This window comes from Candidatus Atelocyanobacterium thalassa isolate ALOHA, from assembly GCF_000025125.1.
Classification (GTDB): Bacteria; Cyanobacteriota; Cyanobacteriia; order Cyanobacteriales; family Microcystaceae; genus Atelocyanobacterium; species Atelocyanobacterium thalassae.
The window spans coordinates 834044-848761 of record NC_013771.1 but is presented as its reverse complement, the minus strand read 5'-3'; the positions used below and the strand labels follow the sequence as shown (position 1 = coordinate 848761).

The following is a 14718-nucleotide window of genomic DNA, read 5'->3' as shown; positions in this document are numbered from 1 at the left end:
TTACATAAATAATAAACAGCAATCTAAGAAAATTCTTTTTTAAAGACTAAGTGCATAAAAAAGAATTTTGTTAATTACTGTACAAAAAATCATATGTTATTAGACATTTGTAAAATAACAAGCTATGAAAAAACATTCTCAAAGGAATAAGTAGATTTTAATAATTATTAACTATCTTAATCTAAGATACAAATTAAAAAATTAGTTTAAAAAGTTATCTTTTTTTAATTTAAAGTAACTTTCTTAACCCTATTTCCAAATGTTGATAATAGTGCTGACTTTTACATATTTTTCTTACAAAGATTGATTGCTATATTGTTTTAGGAATTTTTAATAGTTATATGTTAAGATAATGTTTCCATGAATGTGGAGAGGTGGCAGAGTGGTCGAATGCGCCCGACTTGAAATCGGGTTTGGTGAAAGCCAACGTGGGTTCGAATCCCACCCTCTCCGTTTCCCATAGTTATGTAACTTTCCAATTATACTGTTGGAGGTTGTTCTTGAGGTTGAAATTGAAATAAAGAATAAACGACGTTTCTTCGAATATCAACCATCATTTCCAGAAACATTTCATAACCTTCTTGTTTATATTCAATAAGTGGATCTTTCTGCCCATAACCTCTCAATCCAATAGACTCTCTTAAAGCATCCATAGATTGTAAATGCTCACGCCATAGTGTATCAATTTGCTGTAGTATAAAGAATCTTTCTGCTTCTCTCATTAAACCAGGTCGGGTTTTATCAACTTGATTTTCTTTTATGTCATAAGCTTTACGAACTTCTTCATGAAGAAAAATTTTCATTTCTCCAACAGTCATTTCTTCCACATCTTCCGCAACAATGTCTTTTAGGAGATAAACAAACTCTTTAATCTTATTTACTAAATTTTTCACATCCCACTCTTCGGGCGGAAGTTCTGGATTAACATATGCATCAACAATCTCATCCATTGTTTTTTCTGCATATTGCAAAACTTGTTCTTTAAGATCTAAGCCCTCTAGTACACGACGACGTTCAGCATAAATAGCTCGTCTCTGATTATTCATTACTTCATCATACTCAAAAACCTGCTTTCGAGTATCGTAATAGAAAGTTTCTACTTTCTTTTGAGCCCCTTCTAGAGAACGGGTTAACATCTTTGACTCAATAGGCATTTCTTCTTCAACTCGAAAAGCATTCATTAACCCTACAACACGATCTCCACCAAATATTCTTAATAAATTATCTTCTAAACTCAGAAAAAACTTAGTTGTTCCTGGATCTCCTTGCCTTCCAGATCTTCCTCTTAATTGATTATCAACTCGACGAGATTCGTGGCGCTCTGTAGCCATTACATATAACCCTCCTAGTTTCACCACTTCGTCATGTTCTGCATCTGTATATACATCATATTCTTGACGTATGATTTTATAGACTTCTCTCAATTTGAGAACAAAAACATCTTCAGTAGGTGCATTTTCAGAAGCAATGGCTATTTTCTCTTCTGCCTCTAGTTCTGTAACACTTTGCAGCCCATATTTGTCAACAGCAAATTTAACTACACTTTTAATCAATTCTTGTGTTTTTTGAGAAAGTTGAGTAGGAAAAATATCAACTGACGGTTGCCATTTTTTCTTGTTCTGATCTTGCCCAAAGCCTCGAGAATTAGTATTACTAATTTTTTTCTCTTTTGTTAAATTATTATCTTCAGGTATAACAACTTGGGGCATTAAATATTCTCGGATTTTAAGACGTGCCATGTAATCTGAATTTCCGCCTAAAATAATATCTGTCCCCCTTCCTGCCATATTAGTAGCAATTGTTACTGCTCCTTTCCTGCCTGCTTGTGCAACAATTTCTGATTCTCTTTCTACATTTTCTGGTCTAGCATTCAGAATATTATGAGGAATATTCTTTTCTTGAAGTAGAGCAGATATTACATCTGACTTTTCAACACTAGTTGTTCCAACCAAAATAGGACGCCCTAACTTATGAAATTCTTCAACTTCTTGTGCTACTGCTTTCCATTTGGCTTTTTCCGTTTTATATACTACATCTGGATTATCATGGCGCTGGGAAGGTCTATTAGTTGGAATAATTGTAACTTGGAGATTATAGATTTTTTCTAATTCTGTTTCTTCTGTTTTAGCGGTCCCGGTCATTCCTGATAATTGATTATATAGCAGGAAAAAATTTTGATAAGTAATAGTAGCTAAAGTTTGTGTCTCTTTTTGAATAGGAACTTCTTCTTTAGCTTCGATAGCTTGATGAAGTCCATCACTCCAACGTCTTCCAGCTAAGACACGGCCAGTAAATTCGTCAACAATAACAACTTCTTGGTTTTTAACTATATAGTTAACATCTTTGGTAAACAGTTCTTTAGCTTTAACAGCATTGAAAATATAATGAGCCCAAGGGTTTTCTTGATCATATAAGTCTTGAACTCCTAATAGTTTTTCAGCTTTCTCAAAACCTTGATCAGTCATTAGGACATTACGAGCTTTTTCGTCTACTTCGTATTCTTTTTGATCATCTTCAGATAATTGTTTTTCAAGATGTTTTGCAATTTCAGTAGCCTTAAGATACTTTTCTGTTGGTCTCTCTACTTGCCCAGATATTATTAATGGAGTACGAGCTTCATCTATCAATATAGAATCAACTTCATCAATAATGCAATAGTATGGAGGGCGTTGTACGACTTCAGACATAGACGTTGCCATATTATCCCGTAAATAGTCAAAACCTAACTCACTATTAGTAGTGTAAGTTATGTCACAAGAATAATTTTTTCTACGTTCTTCAGGATTCATTCCTGATTGAATAAGTCCAACACTTAACCCAAGAAAACGATGAACTTGTCCCATCCATTCTGCATCTCTACGAGCTAAATAATCGTTAACAGTAACAATATGAACCCCTTTTTTTGTAAGTCCATTCAAATAAGCAGGCAAGGTTCCGACAAGGGTTTTCCCTTCTCCAGTTTTCATTTCCGCAATTTGCCCTTTATGAAGAACCATTCCACCAATAAGTTGTACATCGAAATGGCGCATTCCTAAAACACGAATACTTGCTTCTCTTACAACAGCGAAAGCCTCTGGAAGAATTTCATTTAAGATATTTCTTAATTCTTCGTCACTATTGACTGTTTCTAGTAACTCTCTGAATTCATTTGTTTTATATTTAAGCTGTTGATCAGATAATTTATGAATATCTGCTTCTAATGCATTAATCTCTGCAACAACAGGATGGAACTTTTTAATTTTTCTAGTGTTGGGATCACCAAATAAAGTTTTAAACATAAGATATTTTTTTAAAATTAACTTTGCTTTTGAACTGCTCTCTCATATTTGCTAAATACGAGATTAAGATTTCTAACTATTAAGTTGAATATAGATTACTAGATTATTGTATCTACATGAGGACATTATTGCTTAGAAGGAAAAATACCAATTAAGATTGTAATTATAATTCATCTTACTTTAGCGAAGCTCCCTGTCGGACTTGAACCGACGACCTACTCATTACAAGTGAGTTGCTCTACCAACTGAGCTAAGGAAGCAATAAAATAGACCCTATACGAGCTTTGCATGGGCAGAAAATACTATAACACACTTTACTCTTCTTTATTAAAAAAAAACAAAATTCATACTTTAATATGAATTATACATATGCTAAAACTTACGTAGAAAAAAATTATAAATTAAATAGATTCATAAAAATTAACATTAAATCAATAATTTATATTTAATTGCATTGAACACTTATAAGCATGTTTTTCTATTGCTTTTATGATTTTTCCTCTTATTGCTTCGATTGAAATCTATAAAAAAGATCCTAGCAACTATTCATATTTATTTGAGAAGTAATATGTCTTTAACTCATTTACAAAACTCATTAGAAAATAAATATATTGTAATTTTTAAACTTTTCTTAGTATTAATTATTGTTTTACCATTTCTTTGGTTTTGTATGTTTTTAGCTACCATAAATTGTTTTAAATGCTATTAGAGGCTTTTGTAAGTTTTTACGATAACTTTATTTCCTAAGTAAATGTTAGAAAATATTTTATTTAATTAAAAGGAGTTATACAGTTATTGTTTTTTAAATCAAAGTGTGTGTTAACTGCAAAAACCTGAAAGCACAGTTGATATAGCTTTAAGAGATAACACTTTATCAACTAATTAGTTTACTATGAGATATAATTAAGACATATAAATGTTATTTTATTGATTGCTGCTCAAAGAACACATATTTTAAGGCTGTTATGATCTACGCCTTATTTATGATAATAATTTTGAGTCATCTAAAATTATTTAACTCTCCACTGCCTGGTGAGAATCATTATAGAGAAATGGAGAACTTAAAATCTAATGAATGCAACAACCGTCAAGAACCTAGTCAATCAACCTTATAAATATGGCTTTGTTACTGACATTGAATCTGATACTATTCCTTGCGGCTTAAATGAAGAAGTAGTACGTCTCATTTCAGCAAAGAAAGATGAACCAGATTTCATGCTTGATTTCCGTCTCAAAGCTTTTAAACAATGGCAGAAGATGGTAGAGCCTTCTTGGGCCCATGTTACATATCCAAAAATTGATTATCAAAATATTATTTATTATGCTGCTCCAAAGCAAAAAAAAGAGAAACTTAATAATCTAGATGAAGTTGATCCTGCATTGATAGAAACTTTTAATAAACTTGGAATTTCTCTGTCAGAACAAAAACGTCTCAGTAATGTGGCTGTTGATGTCATTTTTGATAGTGTATCAATAGTTACAACATTTAAAGAAAAGTTATCTGAATCTGGAGTTATATTTTGTTCTATATCTGAAGCACTAAAGTTATATCCTGAGTTGGTTAAAAAATATCTCGGAAGTGTCATACCTATCACTGATAACTTTTTTTCTGCTTTAAATTCTGCTGTATTTAGTGATGGCTCTTTTGCTTTTATTCCTAAAGGTGTAAAGTGCCCTATGGAGCTTTCAACATATTTTCGTATTAACAATGGAAGTTCAGGACAATTTGAAAGAACTCTAATAGTAGCAGAAGAAGGGGCATCAGTTAGTTATTTAGAAGGTTGTACCGCTCCAATGTTTGATACTAATCAGTTGCATGCTGCAGTGGTTGAACTTGTCGCCTTGGATAATGCCAGTATTAAATATTCTACCGTTCAAAATTGGTATGCTGGTGACGAAAAAGGAAAAGGAGGGATTTATAATTTCGTTACTAAGAGGGGACTTTGCAAAGGAGTCAATTCTAAAATATCTTGGACTCAAGTAGAAACAGGCTCAGCCATTACCTGGAAATATCCAAGCTGTGTATTATTAGGGGATAATTCTATTGGAGAATTCTATTCTATTGCGCTTACTAATAATAAACAACAAGCAGATACTGGAACTAAAATGATACATATTGGGGAAAATACCCGCAGTACTATCATTTCAAAAGGAATTTCTGCAGGAAATTCTAAAAATAGTTATAGAGGCTTGGTCAAGATGAATCCTAAGGCTAAAGGGGCTAGAAATTATTCTCAGTGTGACTCCATGTTAATTGGGGATAATGCAGAAGCCAATACCTTTCCTTATATCCAAGCAAATAATAATACGACAAAGGTTGAGCACGAAGCTTCTACCTCTAAAATAGGAGAAGATCAATTGTTTTACTTCGCTCAGAGAGGTATTCCTGAAGAAGATGCAGTTTCAATTATAGTTAGTGGATTCTGCAAAGATGTATTAAATGAATTACCTATGGAATTTGCCTCTGAAGCGGATAAATTACTAAGCCTTAAGTTAGAAGGAAGCGTAGGTTAATATAATTAAATTATTGTTTGATCAATTAAAATACGAGTATTAATTGAAATATAGTTAGTTTGTTATTAGGTATTTAAAAAAAACTATGGACAATGTTATCTTATCTGTCAAGAATTTATCTGCCAATATTAATGGAACTCCTATTTTAAAAGGTGTTAACTTAGAAATTAAAGCAGGAGAAATCCATGCAATCATGGGTAGAAATGGATCTGGAAAAAGTACTTTTTCAAAAGTTATTGCAGGACATCCTGACTATGAAGTCACTGGAGGAGAAATAATTTATAAAGGACAAAATATTCTAGAAAAAGAGCCGAACGAGAGAGCACTAGAAGGGATTTTTTTAGCTTTTCAATATCCTTTAGAGATTCCTGGAGTAAGTAATCTTGATTTTCTCAGAGTTGCTTATAATATTCGGAGAAAACATTTAGGATTAGAAGAAATAGATACTTTTGATTTTGAAGATTTAGTTGAACAAAAGTTAGATATTGTTAAGATGAACCCTGCTTTTTTAGACAGAAGCTTAAACGAAGGTTTCTCTGGTGGAGAAAAAAAACGTAATGAAATTCTTCAAATGGCATTATTAGAGCCAACATTAGCTATTTTAGATGAAATTGATTCTGGTTTAGATATTGATGCTTTAAGAATTGTTGCTGATGGAGTTAATCAATTAGCTCATGCTAACAATGCTTTTTTACTAATTACTCACTATCAAAGGTTGCTTACATATATTGAGCCTCATCATATTCATGTTATGTATGATGGAAAAATTGTTATTAGTGGTGGCAAAGAGCTAGCTTTAGAATTAGAAGAAACTGGTTATGATTTTATAGAAGAAAAATTACTAAAGGGAATTTAGATTACTTGTATATTTAATAGTTTATTAAATATCAAAATCTTAAAACCTTAGTCATTTCGAATATTTTACAATTCAAGATTATCTTTGTATTTGCAATTATTAATTTTAAATGCATGAAAAACTCCATATTAGAAACAACGAATAAAGAAGTTTATTTAGACAACCTATTAAGTCAATTTCATATTGATGATATTGATAGTTTTCAAAGTTTAAAACAGGATTCACTTCAGAAAATTAAAGAGTTATCTTTTCCTACCTCTAAAGAGGAAGAATGGAGATTTATGAATCTTGCGGAACTATATAAATATCAATTTAAAATTGCAAAAGCTACAAAAATTACAAAAGAAAGTATTAAAGATCTCGTTGTTTCTGAAGCTAATTCTAATTGCATCGTATTTGTAGATGGCCAATATGATAGAGCTTTATCAGATATTGCTTTATCGTCTGATGATATATTTATTGGTACATTGCAAGATGTACCAGATATAAAGAAAAATGAAATATATACTTTGTTAAATAGTGACCAAAATAAGAAAGATATATTTAGTAGACTTAATACGATAGGCCTAGTTGATCCTGCAATCATAATAGTTAACGAGAATATAACTATTAAAGATCCAATTCAGTTGTTATTTATTGCAACTAAACAGAAAAATTCTTTACTAATACAACCACGTACATTAGTTGTAGCAGAGAAGGGATCTGATCTTTCTATAGTTGAATACTATTCAACTGTAGAAAATCCATATTTGGAATTAGATCAAATTGTTCCTTATTTTACTAATTCTGTAACAGAAATTTTTTTAAAAGATAATTCACGAGTTATTCATAGTCGAATACAGCTGGAATCAAATATTAGTTTCCATATTAGCAAAAGTAATATTACTCAAAATCAAGACAGTTTTTATGTCCTAAATCAGTTTGATTTAGGATCGAAGGTTTCTCGTAATAATATAGAAATTTTTCAAAATGGAGCTCGGACAGAAAGCTATTTAAATGGCTTGAGTCTTCTTGGTAATGACCAAATTTCTTGTACTAAAACTTCTATTAATCTTAATTATCCTAACGGAATAATTGATCAGTTACACAAATACGTCATTGATGATAAAGCTCATGGAATTTTTGATGGAAAAATTATTGTATCTAAACTTGCTCAAATAACTAAAGCTAAACAACTAAATCGTAATTTACTGTTATCAAAAAATTCTCATATAAACACTAAGCCAGAGCTCCAAATCATAGCAGACAATGTTAAATGTTCTCATGGTGCTACTATTACCCAGTTAGAAGCTAATGAGCTTTTTTATCTACAAAGTCGTGGTTTAAGCGAACTTGAAGCGCGTCATCTGCTAGTAGATGCTTTTATGCGTGAAATATTAATGAAGATACCTCATAAATCTCTCGAACAAAAACTGATAAAGTATATTGCTTCTGATATTAAATAATATTAGTTTATCTGCACAAACTATTGAATTGTAAAATACTTACAGTAATTTTATTATGACTTTAATTCAAAATATTCGAAATGAGTTTCCAGTTTTAAATCAAACAATACAAGGCAAATCCTTAATTTATCTAGATAGTGCTGCAACGTCTCAAAAACCAACAGTTGTTCTTGATGCTTTACGCCATTACTATGAAAAAGATAATGCTAACGTTCATCGTGGTTCTCATTCCTTAAGTATTAGAGCTACAGAATCTTATGAAGCATCTCGTGATAAACTTGCAAAATTTATTAATTCAAATGATCGAGAAGAAATAATTTTCACAAGAAATGCTACAGAATCTATTAATTTAGTTGCTTATAGTTGGGGATTAAACAATCTTAAGCCAGGAGATGAAATATTGACTTCTGTGATGGAACATCATAGTAATTTAATTCCATGGCAAATAATTGCTAAACAGACAGGAGCCAACATAAAGTACATTCAATTAACGGAGAATGAAGATCTTGATCTAGATCATTTTAAATCTATTTTATCTAAAAAAACCAAACTGGTTTCCATAGTTCATGTCTCTAATATGCTAGGTTGCATGAACCCAGTTGAAGAAATAACTAGACTATCTCATAGTGTTGGAGCTAAAGTACTTATTGATGCATGTCAAAGTGTCCCACATACTCCAATTGATGTGCAGAATATTGACTGTGATTGGTTAGTCGCAAGTGGTCATAAAATGTGTGGTCCCTCAGGTATTGGCTTTTTATATGGAAAACGAGAAATCCTAGAATCAATGCCTCCATTCTTAGGTGGAGGGGAAATGATAGATAAAGTATTTCTTGATCATTTTACTTATGGAGAACTACCTCACAAATTTGAAGCAGGAACCCCAGCAATAGCAGAAGCAATAGCTTTAGGAAGAGCTGTTGATTATTTAACAGAGATAGGGATGGATACTATCCATTCTTATGAAGAACAGTTATCGAGTTATTTATTCCAAAGATTAGAAGAAATCCCAGACCTTAGGATTTATGGTGGTACAAAAATTAAAAATGGTACAGGAAGAGCTGCTCTAGCATCATTTAATGTAAATGGTATACATGGTAGTGATTTGTCAACTTTATTAGATAATGAAGGAATAGCTATTCGTTCTGGAGATCACTGCACTCAACCGTTACATCGTTTGTTACAAATCTCAGGAAGTGCTAGGGCAAGTTTATACTTTTATAATACTCTTGAAGAAGTAGATGAATTTATCGTAGCTTTAAAAGAAACTATTAATTTTTTTACAAAAATAATCTAATAAAAAAAATGAATTTAGATTATAATAAATACCGTTTATTTTTTGTTGATATTTATCATAGTTTTTATTCAAAATAATGTGTCGAAGAATTACATTAATAAATCAGAATATGATCTACTAATATATGCTAACTGAGAAGTTCGTGTTTATTTTTCTCGGGAGCTAAAAGTCAGTTTATATTTCATTTAACGTTATTTTCATTTTATGAAACCTCAATCGGCTAGATAAATTTTTAAACTCCTACAAAAGTTAGTTTAGTAATATTTAAATAACTTTTTCAAAACAAAATTAGTAAATTCTACAATTTGGGTTTAAATAGTAATTATCAGAAATTTCCTGAAAAAATCATTATGTCATCATCATCAAAACGAATCTTATTTATTAGTAATGGTCATGGAGAAGATAATCATTCATCTTATATTATTGAAACTTTATTAGAGATATATCCCAATGTAGATATAGCAGCAATGTCTATAGTTGGTGAAGGTAATGCTTATCGTCGACTGGGAGTTCCTATTATTGGCCCGACACAGAATATACCATCTGGTGGCTTCTCTTATACTAATAGATTACATTTTTTGAAAGACTTACAGTCGGGATTACTAGGTTTAACTTGGAGGCAGCTACAAAAGGTTTGGGAGTACTCTGCTACTTGTGATTTAATAATGGCTACAGGAGATTCAATATCTCAAGGTTTTGCTTATTCTACTGGTCGCCCTTATGTTTCTTTCATTTCTTGCTTGTCTGCTCTTTATGAAGGAAAATTAAACATAGGTCCTCTCCTGGGTACCTTTTTACGTTCTTCTCGATGTTTGACTGTGTTTACCAGAGATCCTTATACTGCTCAAGATTTACAAAATCAACATATTAATAAAGCTCAATTTGGTGGTATACCTTCTCTTGACAAACTAAAGCCTACTGGAAAAGATCTAAGTCTTAAGACTAATAATCCTATGATCGCTCTTCTACCAGGTTCAAGACTACCAGAAGCGATTCGTAACTTTACATTACAGTTAGATCTTGTTCTGGAAATTTGTAAGCTTATACCTTTCCCAAAAGTTGAATTTCGTGCAGCCCTAGTTCCGAAACTAATGCATAAATTAGGAGAAATTGCTGATAGCAAAGGGTGGGAATGTAATGGAAATAAACTAATTTATAAGGATGATGCAGTAAGTATAGAAATATTATGCTATTCAGATGCTTTTAATGATATTTTACATGAATGTACTTTAATGCTCGGAATGGCAGGATTGGCAGTAGATCAAGGTATAGCTATTGGAAAGCCAGTAATTCAAATACCTGGAGAAGGCCCCCAGTTTACCTATAGTTTCGCTGAAGCACAAACAAGATTAATTGGCAGCTGTGCCCAGACTATCGGAACAGGCCCTGCATCATTAGAAACTCTAAAAGAGGCTGCTAAATGCGTAGTAGATACTATAAATAATAAAAAATACCTCTTAGATTGTATAGAACAAGGGCAAAATAGATTTGGTCCTCCTGGAGCTTCTATTAGAATTGCAAATTCTTTATTAAAACATTTAGGTGTTAATAATAATTAATATTTATTAAGTTAAAGGTTTATAAAATCACCATTTACTAACAGAAAGATAAAAATGGTTCTAGTTTTTTAACATGAAAAAAAAATCAAATTGGTTACGCTTATTACCTTATTTATTAAAAGAATGGTTATCCCTATCTAAGGGATTGTTATGTATTTTAGGTTTCGTCCTAGTAACCTTATCGCTTCCACATCTTGCAGGAAAAGTATCTTTGTATATTGGACAAGGAAGACTTCAAGAGGTTACTTACTGGCTAGGATTAGGAGCATTAGCCTTCTTAATACGAGGTATTTTTCAATATGGACAGAATATCTTTATGATTAATGCCTCCTTGGAAATGGTTTTAACTGTGCGCAAAAAAACGTATGCACACTTACATAAGTTAGGGCTAGATTACTTTGAAACTTCATCAACAGGAGACCTTACTTATCGATTAACTGAAGATATAGATAAAATTGGAGAAATTGTAGATAAGTTATCCCATCAATTTGTTTCAAACGTACTTCAATTGATTGTCATTCCTTTATATATGCTTTATCTGAATTGGCAACTAACTATTGCTAGCTTAGTTTTAGCTCCTTTAATGGCAGTTCTGGTTAGTAGCTTTGGAGAGAGATTATTAGTATTATCTAGCCGTAGTCAAAGCCGAATTTCTAATTTATCGTCTTTGCTTACAGAAGTTTTTAGCGGTATTAGTGTAGTACAAGCATTTGCTGCGCAAGATTATGAAGTTGAAAGGTTTTCACAGGAAGCTAGGCATAATAGAAATGCAAGATATAAAACAGAGAAATTGAAAGCTACTCAATATCCCATTGTTGGATTCTTGGAAGCTGTCAGTATCATGTTTTTATTCTTTATTGGAGGATGGCAAATCTCTCAGGGAAATTTAAAATCAGAAGACTTTGTAAGCTATTTGGCAGCAGTTGCTATATTGCTCCAACCAATTGATTTAATTACAAGTAATTATAATGAATTCAAACAAGCTGAAGCATCTGTAGATCGTATTTTTGAATTAATAGATGTACAACCGGCAATCGAACAGAAAAAAGACTCTTTGAACTTACCGATAGTATTAGGTAAAGTAGAACTTTCAGAAGTTAGTTTCTACTACAAACAAGATAAACAAGTTTTGAAAAATGTCAACTTATTAGTTAAACCTGGACAAGTCATCGCTCTAGTCGGAGCTTCAGGAGCTGGTAAAACAACTTTAGTAAAATTAATTTCGCGTTTCTATGATCCTCAGAAAGGAAAAATTTCTATTGACGATATAGATATTAGAGATCTTGATATAGTTAGTTTACGAAGACAGATTGGAATTGTTCCACAAGAAAATATTTTATTTTCAGGTACTATTGCTCAAAATATTGCTTATGGACAAGACCAATTAGACTTTAAGGCAATAGAGAAAGCTTCACAAATTGCAAATGCACATTCATTTATTATGCAGTTCCCTCAAGGTTATCATACTTGGGTAGGAGAAAGAGGCGTAAATCTTTCAGGAGGGCAAAAACAGAGAATAGCAATTGCTAGAGCTGTTATGTTAAATCCTCGTATTATGATATTAGATGAAGCTACATCGGCTTTAGATTCTTCATCAGAAGCCTTGGTCCAAGAGGCATTAGAAAGAGTCATGGAAAATCGTACAGTTTTTGTTGTCGCTCATCGTCTGAGTACCATTAGAAATGCTGATTGCATAGTAGTCTTAGAAGATGGACAAATCGTCGAGTCAGGTAATCACGACCAATTATTAGTTAAAAAAGGACATTATGCGAAGTTCTATGAACAACAATATGCTAAAAGACTAGATCAGTTTTAAGTTTTTTCTGCATCTATTATCTATAGAAATTCTAATCAATGCATCAATATAAGCTCGTTGTGGATCTAAAATTAATTCATATTGACTAATTTTCGATAGACAAATATTTTACTTAAATTTGCCCAAGTATCTTGAGTTAATAAAATTTGAATTAAAAATAATATATTTAATATATATAGTTTGCCAATGACTTCTACTTATACTTGAGAAAAATGCTTTTCCTTAGAGATTATTGGTGCAGATAACGCTTGCTCTATTTTAGATTTCCCTAGTTTGTGTTCTAGAATATCCATCACTTCTCTACCAAAGTCGTGAGGATTTTTTTTCCATGCTTGTAGGCAAACTTCGCCAAAGAAGCTTCCTAATGGCTCAGGATTCCATAAAAGTTTTCTTGCTGTCCAAGGCATTAAGCTCATTGGATTATAATTAGGTTTTAAAATTTTATGCTGAAATGCATATTCTTCTAAATGTGTGTGAGGTTGTAGGCCAATAAAAAAAATAGCTGGTTCAACTTTGTCTTTTCCAAATATCTCTTCTAAAGTTCTGTGATATGCGATAGTTTGGCGAATAGTATCAAATGTCTCATCAATAACATTAAAAGAATAATTAACAGAGACTAGACTATTAAATCCTGCATCTTTTAAGAAACGACAATTTTGTAGAACAGTTTTTAAATTGTATCCCATTCGCATTTTTCTAACTAATTCTTGCGAACCACTAGTAATACCAATTTCAAAATAACTAATACCTGTTTTTACCATTAAATCACATAATTTTGGAGTTAAATTATCTGCTCTAATGTATGCTGCCCAATTGATATCTGTCATACCAGATTTAATGATTTCTTCTAATAACTCTTCTGCATCTTTAATAAATTTGCGAGCAGGTATAAATTGTGCATCTGTAAACCAAAAGTTCCGAATTCCTCTTTTATAAAGTTGTTGCATTTCTTTAACTACTTCATTAACAGGATTTATTCTAACTTGTTTACCTTCAACAACTGTGTATACGCAATAACAACAGTTATGAGGACAGCCTCGTTTAGTTTGTACACCAATATAGAAATCACTTTCTTCAAAGTAATAATTAAACTCGTTCCAAATAGTTTCTATATAGTCATAGTCACAGGATGTTTTATACAAGGGCTCAGGAAACTCATGTATTAATCTTTCACGAGGTTGGTTTTCTCCTATTACGTAGCATCTTTCATTGGAAAAATCTTGACCGCTTAATAGTTTCTTTAATAGGCCTTCACCCTCACCAACTGAAACAATAGTTCCACGAGGAAGATAATATTGTACTTGTTCGTAAAATACACTTGCAGCCCCACCTCCAACTATTACTCTTACTTTTGAATGATATTTACGCGCTTGTTTAAAACCTAGCTTTATTAAATTTACGTTTCTCCATAACTCACTGTAGTAGTCTTTTACTACCTTTAAGCCACCTAGTGCCCCTCTTAAACGGGTAAAAATATTTTGTGAATAATATACTTCAAAAGCATTTTGAAGAGGATTACCGCTTCTGCCTCCTACAGGAGCATAAATTTGAATATCTCTCCAGGAGAATATAAGCAAGGTAGGTTTAAATTCGTCAATACAATCTTTTAAAGTTTTTTTGAAATCTAACGGAGGTACTGTTCCCAGATCAAGAATTTTTTGTTCAATATTAGGGAATAGCTTATGTACATGATCTGATAAGTAAACTATACCAATAGGAAAGATTGGATTACAAGGAAGGCGACAGTATAAAATACGCTGTGTTTTCATTATTGTTATCCTAAAATCCTTTTCTGAAATGAGTTTTTAGAGTATGTTTTGAAGAGTATTACAGTATTAATTTATTTCAACTGATGGTTTAGTGTACTTTCAAATTTTTAAATAAAAGTAACTAATTTAATGAACCCCTATTAATGATAACTTTTATATTAATAATGAGCAAGTAACACTTTTT

At 31.7% G+C, this 14718-nt stretch carries 8 protein-coding genes and 2 tRNA genes; 7 read left to right on the top strand and 3 right to left on the bottom strand.

The genetic code is table 11. From position 1 onward, the window contains the following. Positions 1 to 368: 368 nt before the first annotated feature. Positions 369 to 453: transfer RNA gene (locus UCYN_RS03495), tRNA-Ser, on the top strand. 26 nt (positions 454 to 479) lie between these two features. On the opposite strand, the gene secA is transcribed toward UCYN_RS03495, so the two are convergent. Both secA and UCYN_RS03485 read right to left on the bottom strand, forming a co-directional pair. Further along, on the bottom strand, positions 480 to 3278 hold the full coding sequence (gene secA / locus UCYN_RS03490) for a preprotein translocase subunit SecA (protein WP_012954122.1): 2799 nt from the start codon (positions 3276 to 3278) through the stop codon (positions 480 to 482). Positions 3279 to 3465: 187 nt separating this feature from the next. Beyond that, positions 3466 to 3538 (bottom strand) — tRNA-Thr (locus UCYN_RS03485). Between the two features lie 811 nt (positions 3539 to 4349). Between UCYN_RS03485 and sufB the strand changes: the two genes are divergently transcribed. From sufB to UCYN_RS03455, 6 genes are all read left to right on the top strand, one after another. Next, the gene (sufB, locus tag UCYN_RS03480) at positions 4350 to 5792 is read left to right on the top strand and encodes a Fe-S cluster assembly protein SufB (protein ID WP_012954121.1); all 1443 of its coding nucleotides are present in this window, start codon (positions 4350 to 4352) and stop codon (positions 5790 to 5792) included. A gap of 85 nt (positions 5793 to 5877) precedes the next feature. Beyond that, the gene (gene sufC / locus UCYN_RS03475; RefSeq protein ID WP_012954120.1) at positions 5878 to 6648 is read left to right on the top strand and encodes a Fe-S cluster assembly ATPase SufC; all 771 of its coding nucleotides are present in this window, start codon (positions 5878 to 5880) and stop codon (positions 6646 to 6648) included. A gap of 113 nt (positions 6649 to 6761) precedes the next feature. Beyond that, positions 6762 to 8093 carry a Fe-S cluster assembly protein SufD gene (gene sufD / locus UCYN_RS03470; protein ID WP_012954119.1) on the top strand — a complete coding sequence of 444 codons (1332 nt, stop codon included), beginning with the start codon at positions 6762 to 6764 and terminating at the stop codon, positions 8091 to 8093. A 55-nt stretch (positions 8094 to 8148) separates the two neighbouring features. Then, positions 8149 to 9390: a SufS family cysteine desulfurase gene (locus tag UCYN_RS03465; RefSeq protein WP_012954118.1), complete on the top strand. Its 1242-nt coding sequence runs from the start codon at positions 8149 to 8151 to the stop codon at positions 9388 to 9390. Positions 9391 to 9740: 350 nt separating this feature from the next. Then, entirely contained in the window at positions 9741 to 10949 is a 1209-nt protein-coding gene (locus UCYN_RS03460) for a lipid-A-disaccharide synthase-related protein (protein ID WP_041487853.1), read from the top strand. 73 nt (positions 10950 to 11022) lie between these two features. Continuing rightward, positions 11023 to 12765 carry an ABC transporter ATP-binding protein gene (locus tag UCYN_RS03455; RefSeq protein ID WP_012954116.1) on the top strand — a complete coding sequence of 581 codons (1743 nt, stop codon included), beginning with the start codon at positions 11023 to 11025 and terminating at the stop codon, positions 12763 to 12765. Positions 12766 to 12962: 197 nt separating this feature from the next. Here UCYN_RS03455 and UCYN_RS03450 read toward each other — a convergent pair whose 3' ends face one another. Beyond that, complete coding sequence (locus UCYN_RS03450) at positions 12963 to 14534, bottom strand: photosystem II high light acclimation radical SAM protein (RefSeq protein ID WP_012954115.1); 1572 nt, start codon at positions 14532 to 14534, stop codon at positions 12963 to 12965. Positions 14535 to 14718 lie beyond the last annotated feature (184 nt).